13 protein-coding genes, 1 tRNA gene and 1 pseudogene are annotated in these 16,659 nt (G+C 59.6%); 6 read left to right on the top strand and 9 right to left on the bottom strand.

Annotated features, from left to right (window positions below; all coding sequences use genetic code 11):
• Positions 1–66: 66 nt before the first annotated feature.
• Positions 67–4,167: an ATP-dependent RNA helicase HrpA gene (gene hrpA, locus AC1DUB_RS19570; protein WP_477730890.1), complete on the top strand. Its 4,101-nt coding sequence runs from the start codon at positions 67–69 to the stop codon at positions 4,165–4,167.
• Between the two features lie 259 nt (positions 4,168–4,426).
• Here hrpA and AC1DUB_RS19565 read toward each other — a convergent pair whose 3' ends face one another.
• The 8 genes and pseudogenes from AC1DUB_RS19565 to lptF all read right to left on the bottom strand — a co-directional run bounded on the left by AC1DUB_RS19565 (position 4,427) and on the right by lptF (position 11,296).
• A complete protein-coding gene (locus AC1DUB_RS19565) occupies positions 4,427–4,585 on the bottom strand; it encodes a DUF3309 family protein (RefSeq protein ID WP_477730889.1) in 159 nt (52 codons plus the stop codon).
• Positions 4,586–4,674: 89 nt separating this feature from the next.
• Positions 4,675–4,794: pseudogene (locus AC1DUB_RS19560) on the bottom strand (methionine aminotransferase); the annotation flags it as partial.
• A gap of 117 nt (positions 4,795–4,911) precedes the next feature.
• Positions 4,912–5,952, bottom strand: a complete 1,041-nt coding sequence (locus AC1DUB_RS19555; protein WP_477730888.1) for an NrtA/SsuA/CpmA family ABC transporter substrate-binding protein — start codon at positions 5,950–5,952, stop codon at positions 4,912–4,914.
• Between the two features lie 399 nt (positions 5,953–6,351).
• On the bottom strand, positions 6,352–7,563 hold the full coding sequence (locus AC1DUB_RS19550; RefSeq protein WP_477730887.1) for a pyridoxal phosphate-dependent aminotransferase: 1,212 nt from the start codon (positions 7,561–7,563) through the stop codon (positions 6,352–6,354).
• Positions 7,564–7,571: 8 nt separating this feature from the next.
• Positions 7,572–8,516 carry a CysB family HTH-type transcriptional regulator gene (locus AC1DUB_RS19545; RefSeq protein ID WP_477730886.1) on the bottom strand — a complete coding sequence of 315 codons (945 nt, stop codon included), beginning with the start codon at positions 8,514–8,516 and terminating at the stop codon, positions 7,572–7,574.
• 92 nt (positions 8,517–8,608) lie between these two features.
• Complete coding sequence (locus AC1DUB_RS19540; protein ID WP_477730885.1) at positions 8,609–8,992, bottom strand: sirohydrochlorin chelatase; 384 nt, start codon at positions 8,990–8,992, stop codon at positions 8,609–8,611.
• Positions 8,993–9,023: 31 nt separating this feature from the next.
• The gene (gene lptG / locus AC1DUB_RS19535; RefSeq protein ID WP_477730884.1) at positions 9,024–10,169 is read right to left on the bottom strand and encodes an LPS export ABC transporter permease LptG; all 1,146 of its coding nucleotides are present in this window, start codon (positions 10,167–10,169) and stop codon (positions 9,024–9,026) included.
• Positions 10,166–11,296, bottom strand: coding sequence for an LPS export ABC transporter permease LptF (gene lptF, locus AC1DUB_RS19530; protein ID WP_477716754.1), 1,131 nt, complete (start codon positions 11,294–11,296; stop codon positions 10,166–10,168). Before lptF ends, lptG begins: the two co-directional genes overlap by 4 nt.
• Before the next feature lie 57 nt (positions 11,297–11,353).
• Between lptF and AC1DUB_RS19525 the strand changes: the two genes are divergently transcribed.
• The 5 genes from AC1DUB_RS19525 (at position 11,354) to AC1DUB_RS19505 (ending at position 15,543) form a co-directional block, all read left to right on the top strand.
• A complete protein-coding gene (locus tag AC1DUB_RS19525; protein ID WP_477730883.1) occupies positions 11,354–12,874 on the top strand; it encodes a leucyl aminopeptidase in 1,521 nt (506 codons plus the stop codon).
• The gene (locus AC1DUB_RS19520; protein WP_477730882.1) at positions 12,871–13,308 is read left to right on the top strand and encodes a DNA polymerase III subunit chi; all 438 of its coding nucleotides are present in this window, start codon (positions 12,871–12,873) and stop codon (positions 13,306–13,308) included. The genes AC1DUB_RS19525 and AC1DUB_RS19520 overlap by 4 nt, the downstream gene beginning before the upstream one ends.
• Positions 13,305–13,622, top strand: a complete 318-nt coding sequence (locus AC1DUB_RS19515) for a hypothetical protein (RefSeq protein WP_477730881.1) — start codon at positions 13,305–13,307, stop codon at positions 13,620–13,622. The genes AC1DUB_RS19520 and AC1DUB_RS19515 overlap by 4 nt, the downstream gene beginning before the upstream one ends.
• Positions 13,623–13,866: 244 nt before the next feature.
• A complete protein-coding gene (locus tag AC1DUB_RS19510) occupies positions 13,867–14,997 on the top strand; it encodes a branched-chain amino acid ABC transporter substrate-binding protein (RefSeq protein WP_477730880.1) in 1,131 nt (376 codons plus the stop codon).
• Between the two features lie 342 nt (positions 14,998–15,339).
• Complete coding sequence (locus AC1DUB_RS19505; protein WP_477730879.1) at positions 15,340–15,543, top strand: hypothetical protein; 204 nt, start codon at positions 15,340–15,342, stop codon at positions 15,541–15,543.
• Positions 15,544–16,304: 761 nt separating this feature from the next.
• On the opposite strand, the gene AC1DUB_RS19500 is transcribed toward AC1DUB_RS19505, so the two are convergent.
• Positions 16,305–16,394: transfer RNA gene (locus AC1DUB_RS19500), tRNA-Ser, on the bottom strand.
• Between the last annotated feature and the right edge of the window lie 265 nt (positions 16,395–16,659).

Below are 16,659 nucleotides of genomic sequence, written 5' to 3'. Positions count from 1 at the left end.
CTGCGCTGGCAAGAACACCGATTTGAAGAACACCGATAATTGGCAGCTTTGATTGCTGGTTCTTTCTTGTCGCTTTCCTCGCCTCCTTCCCTGCCGCCCCTGGCCATCACCTTTCCCGAGTCGCTGCCCGTCTCCGGCAAGCGCGACGACATCACCGCTGCGCTTCAGGCGCACCAGGTCATCATCGTCTGCGGCGAAACCGGTTCAGGGAAAACCACCCAGCTACCCAAAATTGCGCTGGCCATGGGACGTGGCAAGCTCAACTACCCGGCGGGCCAGGGCAAGCTGATCGGCCACACCCAGCCGCGCCGCATCGCTGCCTCCAGCGTGGCCAAGCGGATTGCCGAAGAGCTGAAAACGCCGCTGGGCGAGGTGGTGGGCTACAAGGTGCGCTTTCAGGACCGGCTGAGCCGGGATGCCTCCGTCAAGCTCATGACCGACGGCATCCTGCTGGCCGAGACGCAGACCGACCCGCTGCTTCGGGCCTACGACACCCTCATCATTGACGAGGCGCACGAGCGCAGCCTGAACATCGACTTTTTGCTCGGTTACCTGCGCCAGCTGCTGCCGCGCCGGCCCGACCTCAAAGTCGTCATCACCTCGGCCACCATTGATGCGCAGCGTTTTGCTGACTACTTTGCGTCAAGCGCGCCGGCGCCGGGCCGCCCCAAGCCGGGCGCAGCCTCCTCGGGGGGCAGCGACGACGCGCAGCGCGGAGCGTGGGGGCCAAAGATTCCAGCACCGGTCATCATGGTGTCAGGGCGCATGTTTCCGGTTGAGCAGCGCTACCGGCCGTTTGAAGAGTCGCGCGACTACGACCTGAACGACGCGATCGCCGACGGCGTTGATGAACTCTGGCAAAACCCGCACAGTGCGGGCGACATCCTGGTGTTTCTGCCCGGTGAGCGCGAGATCCGCGAAGCCGCTGACCATTTGCGCAAGCACCTGGCCCACCAGCCGCTGACTCGCAACGCCGAAGTGCTGCCGCTGTTTGCACGCTTGAGCCAGGCCGAGCAGGACCGGATTTTTGACGGGCACACCGGCCGGCGCATCGTGCTGGCCACCAACGTGGCCGAAACTTCGCTCACGGTGCCGGGCATCCGCTATGTCATTGACGCCGGTACGGCGCGCGTCAAGCGCTACAGTTTCAGGAGCAAGGTGGAGCAGCTCATGGTGGAGCCGGTGTCGCAGGCGGCGGCTAACCAGCGCGCCGGGCGATGCGGACGCGTGGCCGACGGCATTTGCATACGCCTCTATGACGAGCAGGACTTCCTGGGCCGGTCCCGCTTTACCGACCCTGAAATCCTGCGCAGCTCACTGGCGGCGGTGATTTTGCGCATGAAGGCCCTGCACCTGGGCGCAGTGGAAGACTTTGCCTTCATCGAGCCGCCGCAGCGCCGCGCGATAGCCGACGGCTACCAGCTGCTTGCCGAGCTGGGCGCCGTGGACGATGACAACGAACTGACCCCGGTGGGCCGTACGCTGACCAAACTGCCGCTGGATCCGCGCGTGGGCCGAATGATCCTCGAGGCGAAGGACCGGCAGGCGATGGACGAGGTGCTGGTGATCGCCAGCGCCCTGAGCGTGCAGGATGTGCGCGACCGGCCCATGGACAGGCAGGCGCAGGCGGACCAGGCGCATGCCAAGTTTGACGACGAGAAAAGCGAATTCAGCGGTTATTTGAAGCTGTGGAAATGGCTGGGTGACTCACGCGGCGGGAAGCCCCTACCCCTACCTCTACCCTCCCTCAGAGGGGGAGGGAGCCATTCACCATCTTTACTCCCTCTTCCCTTGGGAGAGGGCAGGGGTGAGGGCTCCCCGGCCCACAAAATTTCCAACCGCCAGTACGAAAGCCTGCTGCGCGAGAACTTCATCAACATCCGCCGCGTGCGCGAGTGGCGCGACATTCATTCGCAACTGCACAGCGTGGTGGGCGAGCAGGGCTGGCACCTGAACGACCGGCCCGCCAGCTACGAGCAGCTGCATTTGTCCATGCTCTGCGGCCTGCTGGGCAACATTGGGTGCAAGAGCGACGAGGACGACTGGTACCTGGGCGCACGCGGCATCCGGTTTTACCGGCACCCGGGCGCCAAACTCAGTAAAAAACCGGGGCGCTGGATCGTGGCTGCCGAATTGGTGGAAACGACCCGGTTGTTTGGCCGCGGCATCGCCAACATCGAGCCGCAGTGGATAGAGCAGGTGGCCGGCCATCTCCTGAAGAAGCAGTTGCTGGACCCGCACTGGGAGAAGAAGGCCGCGCAGGTCACGGCGCTGGAGCGCGCCACGCTTTACGGGCTGGTGGTTTACAACGGCAGGCGCGTCAACTTTGGCCGGGTTGACCCGGTGTCGGCGCGTGAGATTTTCATTCGCGAAGCGCTGGTAGCCGGCAACTGGGACACGAAATTGCCGTTCCTGGCGGCCAACCTCAAGCTGATCCAGCAAGTGCAGGACCTCGAGCACAAGGCGCGCCGGCAGGACGTGCTGGTGGACGAAGAGCTGATTTACGCCTTTTACGACCAGCAGCTGCCTGCCGACGTGTGCAGCGGGGCCAGTTGTGAGAGCTGGTACCGGGACGAGGTCAAAAAGCAGCCGAAATTGCTGCTGCTCACGCGGGAAGAGTTGATGCGCCACGAGGCGGCGGGCATCACCACCCAGGCCTTCCCCAAGACCTTGCGCCTGGGCGGCGTGGACTGCACGACGACCTATCTGCACGAGCCGGGCGACGCCAAAGACGGCGTGACGGTGGATGTGCCGCTGTTTGCGCTCAACCAGGTCAATGAAGAGCGCTGCGAGTGGCTGGTGCCCGGCATGCTCAAGGACAAGGTGCAGGCGCTCATCAAGACCCTGCACCAGCGCCCGCGCTCACGCCTGGTGCCGCTGCCCGAAACTGCGGCGCGCATGGCCGAGCAGCTGCTGCAGCCCCCGGTGTTTGGCAGTGGCTCGCTAACCGATGCCGTACTCAAGCTGGTGCGCGATGCGACCTCGCTCGATGTCAAACGCGCAGACATGAAGCTGGACATGCTGCCCGCCCACCTGTTCATGAATTTCCGTGTGGTTGACGAACATGGCCGGCAGCTGGGCACAGGGCGCAACCTGGGTGCGCTCAAAGGCGAGCTGGGCTCCCAGGCGCGTGGTGCGTTTCAGGCGCTGGCAGGGCTGAAAAACCTGGCGGTGCTGGTTGAGCCGAACCCCGCTAGAAATACCGATTTCACCCCGAATTCAGTATCAAACAGGCCTCAAACCAAAGCAGGACAGGCGCAAGCAGTTCTTGAAGAGACAGCACCTAAAGCGCCTGATCGCTACACCAGCTGGAGTTTTGGCGAGCTGCCGGAACTCATGGAAATCCGCAAGGGAAGCCAGACATTGATCGGTTTTCCGGCCCTCATCGACCTTGGGGATGCCGTGACCATCGAGGTGTTTGACGAACCCGACCTGGCTGCGGTCAAACACCGTGCCGGCTTGCGGCGCCTGTTCTCGCTGCAGATCAAGGACGCGCTCAAGTACCTCGAAAAAAATCTGCCTGATTTGCAGAAAATGGCCACGGCCTACATGCTGGTCGGGCGTGCCGCCGACAATTCCGGCGGCGGGACGCTGGAGGAGCTGCGTGCGCAAATCATCGAGGTGGCGCTGGACCGGGCGTTTCTGCTCGATCCCTTGCCGACGGGCGAGGCTGATTTCAAGCGACGGGTGGACGACGGGCGAGGGCGCCTGACCTTGATCGCCAGCGAAGTGGCACGGCTGGCCGCCGGCATTCTGGCCGAATACGCGGTGGCCCAGCGCAAGATCAAGGACACCAAAAATGCGGCGGACGCTGTGGCCGATGCCAGCCAGCAGCTGCAGCGCCTGGTGCCCAAACGCTTTTTGACCACCACACCCTACCCGCAGCTGCAGCACTTTGTTCGCTACCTGAAGGCGATCACGCTGCGCCTGGAGAAATGGCGAGCCGACCCGGCCCGTGACGCAGCGCGGCTGGCAGAGTTGCGCCCGCAGGAGCAGCGCTACTGGCGCCTGGTGGCCGAACGCAAAGGCGCGACCGATGCACGCATGCAGGAGTTTCGCTGGCTGCTGGAGGAGTTGCGCGTGAGCTTCTTCGCACAGGAGCTGCGAACGCCACAGCCGGTGAGCCTGAAACGGCTGGAAAAAGCCTGGCAGCAACTGAATAGTTGATGTCAGCCTTTCAGTAAAGGCTAGCAACTGCTGAAGGGTGTGATGCCGTCACCACAAGGCCTGGGCGCAGATCAACAGTTAAAGCCAGGGCTTCGCAGCGCGAACCAACAGTGAACCGGGCGTTCACCGGGTGCTTGCCACGTGCTTGCCATGCTGTCGCTCAACGGATTGGCGTGGACCATACGTCGATTCGATTGCTCAAAAAAAAGACCTTGCAATGGCAAGGCCCTTTTGTTGCGCGAGAAACACAATCTGGATGCTAGATGCGTCCCATCAGCAGCAGTATGACCAGGATGAGCACCACGAGGCCCAAGCCACCGCTGGGGCCGTAACCCCAGTTTCTACTGTGACCCCAGGTTGGGAGGGCGCCGATCAGGATCAGGATCAGGATGATGAGCAGTATGAGGGAGATGGACATGGAAGGGCTCCTTGTTGTATGCCTTGATTCTTGCCCGGGGCAGAGCAAAATCAAGCAGGAAGGAGGCCCGTTCGACCGTCAGGAGGCGCCTACAGTTTTGCCAGGCGGTCCCGCGCAGCGTGCAACGTCTCGTCTTTTTTCACAAGGCAGAAGCGCACCACGCGCAGGTCAAAGCCGTTGCCGTAAAAGGCCGACAAGGGAGTCGCTGCCGTGGCAGTGATCTCCAGGCTCGCGTAGTCAGGGGTGGTCAGAGCAACATGGGTTGAAGTCACGATTCGAAAAAGTGCTTGACCCGAAATTCAACCCAGACGCGCAAGCGAGCCGTTTCAATGAATAATCGTCACTGCTGACGGCATCACTGCCTTCAAGCCATCAAGGTAAATGTAATTAAGATAATTCGGCATTTCAGTCTTGCTTGTCAGCTTGTTCCTGATTGCCCACCGTGCCTCGTCCTCCAGGGCCAGTATCAAGCCCTGGTCCAGGGCCATGTTGAACCGGTACGACGGCCACGACGCTTTCAACTTCGTCGCATCCAGCATACCCGCAGCAATCAGTTCGCGTGCCGCATCGGGCGCGTCGCTGCAAAATCGCGCACCCTTGACCAACGCGCGCAGGACTTTTTTGATGGTTTCCGGGTGGCTGACGACATAGGCCCGCATTCCGGCAACGTTGTATAGGCTTTCGTAGATGCCCTGAGCGTAGTGAATCACGCCGTTGCCACCGAGCGCTGTCAACGACGTGTCCAGAAATGGTTCCCACGTCGCAATGGCGTCAACATCGCCTTGCGCGAGCGCTGTGGGAAGATCCTCCGGTTTATAGTTGCGCACCGTCACTCCATCTGACGACAACCTGTGCCGGCTGAGGAAAGCATGGAGTGTGAAGTGCCCTGAAGTGCTCAGCGTAACGCCTATGCGTTTTCCCTTGAGGTTCCCGGGCGTCACGACATCCCTGTCCCTTCGCCCGACAATCCCATGATCCCTCTCCGCCTTGAATATTGTGGCGATGACAGATACAGGTTGATCGCTCATGCCAGCAAACATGATGGGAATGTCGGCAACGGTCGCCAAATTGGCCTGTCCCTGCAAGACCGCTTCCATGGCAGCCTTGCCGCTGGAGTGAGGTTGAACAACGGCAAGTATTCCCTCGCTCGCGAAATAACCTTTTTCTCGAGCCACGGTGACCGGACAGCTTCCAACATAGGCGGTATTTGTCGCGATGGTTACCTGTTCCGGCGGTTCTGCCTGAGATGCTGGCGACGTGCGGGTAAGCCATCCATAGCCTCCGGCCAGTAACGCTACCGCAATGAGCAAGCCCGCGATCGCGCCAGCTTTGCCGCCGAATCGCCTTTCCGATTTTCTTGTCATCATGAATCTCCTTCAAGTCGTCAGAGTGCTCGCTGTCGTGAACAGAGGTACCGCGGCAAGCGCTACAGGAAGACAAAGTTGCCGAAACTCAAGGAACTGGCCGTCGATGCAGCAGGGTTTTCAATAGAACGGAAAATAAAGGCAAACTGAAGCCTCAATACGTGCGAGCAAGTTTCCAGGTCAAGAAAGGCTTGCGCCCGACTCTAACTCTTTCAATAAGCCTGGACAAGCAATTGCAGTTTTGTTGTGATTTTTTCCCTCACGCCACGCCGCGTCAAAGCCGAAACAGCGGCAATGTTTGTTCCAGAAGAGCTCTGGACGGTGAAGAAATTTTCGAATATGCCGGCTCCTCTTTCGCATGGTATTTGAGGGCGGGCATCTCCGTTCAGGCCGGCCCTTTGTTTACAGCTTCGCCAGCCGCTCCAGCGCCGAGTGCAGCGTTTCATCTTTCTTGGCAAAGCAAAAGCGCACCACGCGCTGGTCAAAGCCGTCGCCATAAAACGCCGACAGCGGAATCGCTGCCACACCGATCTCGGTGGTGAGCCATTGGCAAAAGTCAGCTTCATTCAGGTCGCTAACCTCTGAAATGTCCACGCACTGGAAGTAGGTGCCCTCGCTGGGCAGCAGCTTGAAGCGGGTTTTGGCCAGCCCGGCGCGAAAGAGGTCGCGCTTGCGCTCGTAGAACGCGGGCAGGTCCAGGTAGGGCTTGGGGTCGGCCATGTAAGCGGCCAGGCCGTATTGCACCGGCGTGTTGACGGTGAAAACATTGAACTGGTGCACTTTGCGGAATTCGGTGGTCAGTGCTGCCGGCGCTGCGACATACCCCACCTTCCAGCCGGTCACATGGTAGGTCTTGCCGAAGCTGCTGACGATGAAGGCACGGGCCGCCAGGCCGGGGAAGCGGGCGGCACTCTGGTGCATCTGCCCCTTGGCCGCGTCAAACACCATGTGCTCATATACCTCGTCGCTGATCAGCAGCACATCGGTGGGTGCAAGGATCTCCTGCAGCTTGAGCATGTCGGCTTCGGTCCAGACCGTGGCACTGGGGTTGTGCGGCGAGTTGACCACGATGGCGCGGGTTTTTGACGTGATGGCGCCCGAAATCTTGTCGAAGTCGGGACGGAACGTGCCAGGCGTCAAGGGGACGCGTACCACCGTGCCGCCGGCGAGTTCGATATTGGGCACGTAGCTGTCGTAGCAGGGCTCCAGCACGATCACTTCGTCGCCGGGGTGCACCACGGCCAGGATGGCCGTGAGGATGGCTTGTGTGGCGCCCGCAGTGACGGTGATCTCGGTGTGGGGGTTGTAGCTTCGGTCGTGCAGTCGGGCCAGCTTTGCGGCAATGGCTTCGCGCAGCACGGGAACGCCTGTCATGGGTGGGTACTGGTTCAGCCCCTTGAGCATGGCATCGGTCACCGCATTGACCAGCCGGGGATCGCATTCAAAGTCCGGAAATCCCTGGCCCAGATTGACCGCCTGCTTTTCGGCAGCCAGCGCGGACATCACGGTGAAGATGGTGGTGCCAACGGCCGGCAGCTTGCTGGTGAGCTGGGGAGTACGGGCGGCGTTTGCGCTGGTGGGGGTTGAGAGGTTGGCCGAAAGGGGGGCAGTCATCTGCGTGTTCATGCTTCGTAGTCGTTGATGCGGCCAGCCATGGCCTTGGTGATAAGGGCGCGGTCCAGCTTGTCGCTGAGCAGCTCGGCAAATTTATAGACGAAATTGCGCAGGTAGGCGCTGCGCTTGAAAGCCACGCGGGCCACGTTCACGCCAAACAGCGGACCGGCCGGTTTGGCCACCAGGTCTGCGTTGGTGCCGTCGTCCTTGAGCGCCATCTCGGCCACAATCCCGACACCCAGCCCGAGGCGCACATAGGTCTTGATCACATCGGAGTCGATGGCTTCAAGGGCAATGCGGGGCTGCAGGCGCCTGGCCGCAAAAGCCTGGTCGACCTTGGTGCGCCCGGTGAAGGAGGGGTGGTAGGTGATCAGCGGTTCCTGGGCCAGATCCTCCAGCGTGATGTCGTCCTTTTTGGCCAGGGGATGGTCGATCGGCATCACGAGCATATGCTGCCATTCGTAGCAGGGCAGGGTCACCAGTTCTTCGTAGTGGGTCAGTGATTCCGTGGCGATGCCGATTTCAGCGACTTCGTCGATGACCATGCGGGCCACCTGATCGGGTGAGCCCTGATGCAGGCTGACGTTGACCTTGGGGAAGGCTTCGCGCAGCCTGGCCACCGGTTGCGGCAGCACGTAGCGGGCCTGGGTGTGCGTGGTGGCGATCGACAGCGTTCCACTGTCCTGCGCCGAAAACTGCTCCCCGATACGCCGCAAGTTTCCGACCTCGCGCATGATGAGTTCTATGCTTTTGAGTACATGCTCGCCGGGTTCGGTCACACGTTTGAGACGCTTGCCATGGCGCGCAAAAATCTCCACGCCGAGTTCTTCTTCGAGTTCGATGATGGCCTTGGACACCCCGGGCTGCGACGTGTGCAGGGCGCGAGCGGTTTCGGTGAGGTTCAGGTTGCGCCGTATGGCCTCTTGAACGAAACGGAATTGGTGAAGGTTCATATCAAATTCAGGCTAATTATTGACTTTATTATGCCTGCTTGTGCTAATGAATTGATGGTTGCGCGCGCTGATTTTTCGTCGCCTGAAGAAGGTCAGGACAGGGCGATGTCGGCCATCAGGGTGGTGAGCTGCTGGTATTCGCCGGCAGTCGGCAGAAGTTCAACCGTCACGCCGGGATGCGCGGCCCTTATTTGCTCGACAAGCAAGGGAAAATCCTCGCGTGCATGTTTGCCAACGCCAAGAAAAAGTGGAAATACCCTTATTCTTTGAACGCCTTCAGCTATCAAATTAGTAGCGGCTTCGGGCAGTGACGGTGCACTCAGCTCGAGGTAGGCACAGCGTACGGGTGTGCCGGGCTGGCGCGAGCGGATCTCCGTGGCGACGGCCTCAATGGGGGCCCGCCAGTGGGGGTCACGCGAGCCATGCGCAAACAGGACAATGCCTGTGCCTGCCGGCGTGGGGTTGGAAGGAGTCATGTTTGTCTTGCGGTGAGTGTGCGCCGGCCCGTCAGCGCCGCAGGACCAGCCAGCCAAATGCCCCCAGTGAAACGGCCATGTACATCAGCCCGGGTGTTGCAGCGGCCAGCCAGGGCTGCCAGTTGCGCAGGTTGCCGATGTAGCCGAACACGTTGTTAAGCAAAAAGAAGCTGATGCCAATCATAACGCCCGCAAAAACATAGCTGGCGATACCGCCGGAACGGAAATGCAGGTAGGCAAAAGGCAGTGCCAGCATCACCATCACCAGGCAGCTGAGTGGATAAAACACTTTTTTCCAGAATTCAATTTCATAGCGCTGGGCCGTCTGGCCGTTGGCGTTGAGGTGGCGGACGTAGTTGAAGAGGTCCAGGGTGCTCATGCGCTCGGGCTTGAGCAGCGCCACCGACACCATCTCCGCGCTGATCTCGGTGGGCCAGCGAAAGGTCTGAAGGGTCGTCCGGCTGACCCTCGCGCCGTTCTGCGGTTTGCTGATATCGGCAGGGCTGGCGGGAACGTCAAATTCTGCGCGGCTAGCCTGCTTGAGCATCCAGGCGTCGCCTCCGGTGAACACGGCCACGGGGGCCTGGGTGGTCGAGACAATCAGGCCTTTGTTGTCGAATTCGAAAATCTGCACGCCCTTCATTTCGTTGTTGGGCGTCAGCTCTTTGACGTTGACGACATAGTTGTTGTAGGGCTGTTTCTCCTTGAGCCAGGCGCCGGTCTGGCCGACGGTAATTTTGCTTTGATAGCGGGCTTTGAGCAATTGCGCCGCCCGCTCGCTGGCGGGGGCCACGTAGTCGCCCACGGCAAAGCTGAGGGTCACAAAAACGGCACCCAGGACCAGAAGCAGCCGCAGTGCCCGCCACGGCCCCAGTCCGCTGGTGCGCAGAATCGTGTACTCCGAGCTCTGGGCCAGCCGCGCCATGACAAAAATGGTGCCGATCAAAACGGAAATCGGCAGGAGCTCGTAGAGGTGATTGGGAATCAGCAGGGCCACATACAGCAGCGCATGGCGAATTTGGTAAATGTCGGTTGCGGCGCTCAGGCCATTGTTTTTGCCGAGGTATTGCAGCTCGTCGACAAGGTCAAAAAAGAAGAACAGGGCCAGAAAACCCAGCGCCACCAACGCAATGGCGGTTAGTACTTCCCCGTAAATCAGCCGGCGTATGGTCTTCATGCGCTGCTTCCAAAGTCGGTGTCGCGCACGCCCAGGGGGGCATGCACAACGCGCCGGGCGGGCCGAAGCACCCAGTTGAAATGCCGTTTGGCCAGCCACAGCAGCCCCAGCAACAGCACACCGCCATGCAGCACCACCAGGAAGTTGGTGAAACTGATCAGGCCCACAAAAATCCAGCTTTGCCCCAGATTCACCAGGTTGTTGTAGACGACAAACGTCAGCAGCACAAAAATCATGTTCCCGCTGCGCCCGCCGCGCGGGTTCACGCTTGCCAGTGCGACCGCCAGAATGACGAAATTGACTGCGGCCATGGCCAGACCCAATCGCCATGCCAGCTCACCCAGGTTGCTGCGCGTAGGCTCCTTGATCAGCGAGCGTGTGGACAGGAGCTTGGCTTCGGGTGTGCGTTCGCCAAGGTAGGCGGAGTCGCCCGTCCGGGTGCCGTACTCTTCAAAATCGCTGATCTTCAGGGCCGACTGCCCCACCACGTTTTCAAGCCGCTGGCCTTTTTCGAGCATCAGGAACTGGGCGTCGCCCCGGGTCTCAATACGGCCTGAACGTGCCGTGGTGACGGAGCTTTTTCCTTTTTCGGTCGCAGCAATAAAAACGTTGCTGCTGCTTTGCTCGCTTGCCAAATCCCGATCAATGAAAAATACCCGGTTGCCGCTGGATGATTCCTGGAACTGGCCCGGGGCGACCCGGCTCAAGTCGCCGCGCTGTGCGTAGCGGTTTTGCATGTCCTTGGTCTGCTGGTTGGCCCATGGCCAGACAAAAAGCGCCATCAGCGCAATGACCAGCAGAACTGGCCAGGCGAAGCGAAAGAGCGGCTTCAGGAAGCCCCCCAATCCCTGTCCGCTGGTGAACCAGACCACCATTTCACTGTCGCGGTACATGCGTGACAAGGTACTGACCATGGCAATGAAGAGCGACAGCGTCAGGATAGTTGGCAGGCGCCCCAGGGCCGAGTAAGCCATGAAGAGCATCACGTCCTGGGGACTGATGGAGCCGCGCGAGGCTTGGCCCAAGGTGCGGATCAGCACAATGGTCATCACGATGGTGACCAGCACCACCAGTGTTGCGCCGAAACTGCGCGCCAGCTCTTTGCGAATCGAAGATTGGAATAACATGACTGACTATTGCCGTTGCTCTGCTTTATTGTTGTTTTATTTGCTCAACCCTGAATTATGGACTTTGAACTCAAACTGCTTCCCCGTGCCCGTCTTTGCAGCGAAAAATGCGATGCACTGGTGGTGCTCATACCCCAGGACCTGAGCGCTGGCGATGACCCCCTGTCGACGCTCGCCGCACTTGCCCTCAAGGCGGGGGACCTGGAAGCCAAGCCGGGCAAGCTGCTGAGCGCTTACCGTACGCCGGGCATCGCGGCAACGCGGGTATTGCTGGTGGGGGCCGGTGACGGGAGTCCCCGAAATGTCCGTACTGCCGTGAATGCCGCGTTGGGAACCCTCAAAAACGGCAATACGCAACGGGTCGTGCTCGGTCTCGGTGCCCTGAACAACCCGCAGCCGGATGCCGTGCGGGCCGCAGTGGTGGCCTGCAGCGACGCTGCTTACGTGTACAGCACCACCAAATCCAAGCCAAGCCCGGTAAAACTGCACCGCATAGTGGTCGGTGTGAACGATCTTTCGGCTGCCAGGCCGGGGTTTGACAAGGGTATCGCGTTGGTCAAAGGTATTGACTTTGCAAAGGAGTGGGCCAATCGGCCCGCCAACCATGCCACGCCGACCCTGTTGGCTGGCGCGGCCCGGGAACTGGCCCGATTGCGCAACATCAAGGTGGAGGTTCTGGGCCCCAAGGAAGTCGCCAAACTCGGCATGGGCTCGTTCATGGCGGTGGCCCAAGGCACGTCAGAGCCCCTGCGCTTCATCGTGCTGCGGTATGACGGCGCGGCCAAGTCGGTGGCGCCCGTGGTGCTGATCGGCAAAGGCATCACTTTCGATACGGGTGGCATTTCGATCAAGCCGGCCGCCGAGATGGACGAGATGAAGTTCGACATGTGCGGCGCAGCCAGCGTGCTGGGCACGTTCCGGGCACTCGCCGAATTGCAGCCCTCGCTGAATGTCGTGGGGCTGATTCCGGCTTCCGAGAACATGCCCGGTGGACGGGCCCTCAAGCCGGGCGATGTAGTCACCAGCATGAGCGGGCAAACGATTGAAATTCTGAACACCGATGCGGAAGGACGCCTGGTGCTGTGCGACGCCTTGACCTACGCGGAACGCTTCAAGCCGAGGGCTGTGATCGATATCGCCACGCTGACCGGCGCCTGCGTGGTGGCTTTGGGTGGTGTTCGCAGCGGGCTCTTTTCAAGCAACGACGAGCTGGCCGGGTCGCTGGCTGCGGCGGGGGAGTCGTCTCTCGACCTGTGCTGGAGGATGCCGCTGGACGATGATTACGCGGAAGGGCTGAAAACGAATTTTGCCGACGTGGCAAATGTCGCTGGACGGGCGGGTGGCGCCGTGACGGCGGCGAAGTTCCTGCAGCGTTTTGCCGCCAGTTTCCCGTGGGCGCACCTGGACATCGCCGGAACGGCCTGGAAAGGCGGAGCGGCCAAAGGCGCGACCGGCCGGCCGGTGCCCTTGCTGCTGGACTATCTGCTGGACCATGTCACCGAGGCCGTCCCGCGTAAGGTCGAACCCAAGGCCAGGGCGGCAAAAAGAAGCAAACCTGCATCCAGAACCCGGGCATGACCGAGATCGCCTTTCATTTCAACGTACCCGACAAGCTGGCCTACAGCTGTCGCCTGCTGCGCAAGGCCTATCTCAGCGGCGCCCGCGTGGTGGTAACGGCCGAATCAGAGGTCCTGGCGCAGCTTGATCAATGGTTGTGGAATTTTTCCCCCACGGAGTTTGTGCCGCATTGCCGGACCGATGCCGGAGAAGACAGCGTGGCGGTCACGCCTGTGCTGCTTGCCGAGTCGCTGCAGGACTGTGCTCATCATGGCGTGCTGGTCAACCTGGGGCGGGGTATCCCCGTTGAATTTGAGCGCTTTGAGCGTTTTATCGAGGTGGTTGCACGGGACGACGGCGACCGCCTGGCAGCGCGCAGCCGCTGGAAACATTACACCGACAGGGGGTACGCCATGAAGCGGCACGACCTTGCAACGGCCGGAGAGGGTGCATGAAGAGTTCGTCCGTTCCGCCCCGTTTTGTGCCGACGCTGACCGAGGTGGTCCGGCCTACGGCACCGCCAGCAACTGCCCCGGGCAAGGCAGCAGCAAAGGCAGCGCCTTCGACCGATGCTTCCGGGCTCGAAGACCAGATGGTGCAACGCGTCATGCAACGGGTCGACCTGATTCTGGAACGGCGTTTGCGTGAAGTGGTCGGGCAACTGATCCTGGAGCATACCCAGACGCTTGCCCCCCGCCTTCGCGAAGAAATCGAAATGGTCGTACGCGAATCGGTGAAGCAGGCCTTTGAACAGGAAGCGCCCAAATAGCGGCTCGGCCCTGGTCCGGATGCCGGCCGACGCACCCTGTTTTCGCGCCCGCGTCGCAGCGCGGGACGGGTGGTGAAACCCACATTCACATAAGACGATCTACTCCTCGGGTAAACCCCCTCATCCAAATGAACCTAGGGCCGTTGCTATGGTGCGGGCCCGAAAATTGCGTTATGTTCGGCCCCGTTGAGTTATAAAAATTGTTCTCAACCTTTAACGGTAATTTCCTAATCGGAGTGTTTTTATGCAAATGAAATTAAAACTCACAGTAGTGGCTGCTCTCGCTGTTGTGGCGGGTTTTGCTTCTGCACAAGATGTAGTGGTCAAAATCGGTCACGTCGCGCCGCTGTCGGGCTCACAGGCCCATTACGGCAAAGACAATGAAAACGGCGTGCGTATGGCCATTGAGGACCTGAACGCGCAGAACGTTGTCATCGGCGGCAAGAAGGTCAAGTTTGAAATCGTTGCGGAAGACGACGCCGCCGATCCAAAACAGGGCACCGCTGCTGCACAGAAACTGTGCGACTCCAAAGTAGCCGGTGTAGTGGGGCACCTCAATTCAGGCACTACGATTCCTGCTTCCAAGGTTTACAACGATTGCGGTATTCCTCACATTACGGGCGCCGCGACTAACCCGGACCTGACCAAGCCTGGCTACAAAACCACCTACCGTATTCTCGCCAACGACAACGCGCTCGGCGCCGGCTTGGCTTTCTACGCGGCTGACGCACTCAAACTGAAAAAAGTCGCCATCATTGATGACCGCTCAGCTTACGGCCAGGGCGTTGCTGGAGTCTTCAAAAAGACGGCTATGGCAAAAGGCATGACCGTGGTTGACGAGCAGTTCACCACCGACAAAGCCACCGACTTCATGGCCATCCTAACGGCTGTCAAATCGAAAAATCCCGATGCAATTTTCTTCGGCGGCATGGACCCGCAAGGCGGCCCGATGCTGCGCCAGATGGAGCAACTCGGCATGGCCAACGTGAAGTACTTTGGTGGTGATGGCATCTGCACGGCTGAACTGGCCAAACTCGCCGCTGGCGCCAAGACCCTCAACAATGTGGTCTGCGCTGAAGGCGGTGCATCGCTCGCCAAGATGCCTGGCGGGGAAGCCTGGAAAAAGCGTTACGACGCCAAGTACCCCAACCAGTTCCAGGTTTACAGCCCTTATACCTACGACGCGACCTTCATTTTGGTTGACGCCATGAAGCGCGCCAACTCGACCGATCCAAAGGTCTACACCCCCGAGTTGATTAAAACCAACTTCAAGGGCGTAACCACCACGATCGCTTTCGAGCCCAATGGCGAATTGAAAAACCCCGCCATCACCTTGTACGTCTACAAGGACGGCAAGAAATCTGCCCTGAACTGATAGGTTCACGCGCATCAAAAAGCCACCGCAAGGTGGCTTTTCTTATGCTCTGCCGTCAGCTATCTTTGGAGGATGGCGTTTCTGGAAACCGATAGATTCCACACGCGCAGATTGCTTTCCCCGTTTGAATAGATGTTAATCAAAACAATCAAACGTCTAAAACCATTCAGGCACCGAGACCGGCATGGATAGGGGCTTTTCGGGGTTTTGTCCGCCCTGCAGGGCGGTTAAAGCATTGCTGATTTTGTTAATGTTGTACAGCGTTTTCGGTGTTAGATTCAGGCATGTGCCGTCGCGACTCTAGCGCGGTCAAAACGGCCTTGTTTCAGTCATACTTTAGCTATGCAATCGAGCACCGACACTCATCATGGCCAGACGCCGGAAATCATCTGGGCCGAGATTTTCGGAAGCATGTACCTTTCGCTCTCAAAGGGCGAGGGTGACCTCCATAGCCTGATTGACAGGGGCCACGAACTTTGGCCGACGCATGGTGCACGGGATGCCGTTGAGGTCGCGAAGGAAGAGTTTGCCAAGGACAATCCGTGATTGTGGGGCCCGCCGTCGATGTGACGAAGGGTTTTGTAAGTGTTTTTTCAGGTCAGCTAGCCCGCCGCATGCGGGTTTTCTTTTGGCTGAGATTGGGGAAAAGCTGGCCGTGGCTGTCTTGCAGGACGCGCGTCATGGGCAGAGGGTTTTGTAACGAAGCCCTGGGGCAGGCCGTGCAATACTGTCCACATCGCAATTGAAAAGAGGCTTGCTATGGTCGGACTTACTGAGAAATTGACTACTTACGAAGCTCTGTTCAAGATCCATCAAGATCAAGTCGACAAGTTCTTCAAGATGGCAGAGCATCCCTTCAACGAGGAATCTTTTCCTTCAATTCGGGTTACGCGCAGAGAGCCTGGCGAAGGCGTACTGGTAGCGCTAGGCACAAAGTACGAACTTAGCTTTCGATTCGTAGTCCTGGCGCATCCTACGAGTATCCTGGAAGTGTCTCTTCCGGCGACAACACACACTGACAAACAGCGGCTAGCACTATGGTACGTCGATGACTTGGGAAATGTGCGGGCTATGGTAGACAGTTCTTCCAGCTTGGCGAACATCAACGATAAGTCCTTCCTTGTCGCTCTCGTGGACAGGGCCCAAACAGCTTACTTTGCACTCGTCAAGAAAACGCTGTCGACCACACAATAGCTAGCGGGTCACCCAAAACAGACGGTTGATCGAGTGACATTGCCCAGATAGTAGGCATTTTGTGGGAACAGAAAGCAAAAACGGGGCGCGAGGCCCCGTGTTTACTTTATCTCTGGCGGAAAGGGCGGGATTCGAACCCGCGGTGGGTATAACCCCACGCACGCTTTCCAGGCGTGTGACTTAAACCGCTCATCCACCTTTCCGCGAAGCCTTTGATTGTAGCAGTGCCAGAACACTTGTCAGAATGTGCCGGCTCTTAGAACCTGTTTACGATTTAAACGAGGCCGCGTTGGGGTGCAATCGGGATGAGTGGGCCGCCCGGGACCGCCGCATGGGCTAATGCCCATACAAGGGCCTGTGGGGGGCTCAATCGCCCGATTTCACCCCAACCCGGAGGGCAAGCGCCTTCTCGGGCGGTCTGCGGCGTTGCGGCGCTTGCCCATAGCCCAAGCTATGGGCGGCGCACCG

The sequence above is a fragment of the Polaromonas sp. P4_F9 genome, from assembly GCF_056401235.1.
This window is presented reverse-complemented; position numbering and strand designations above follow the sequence as displayed.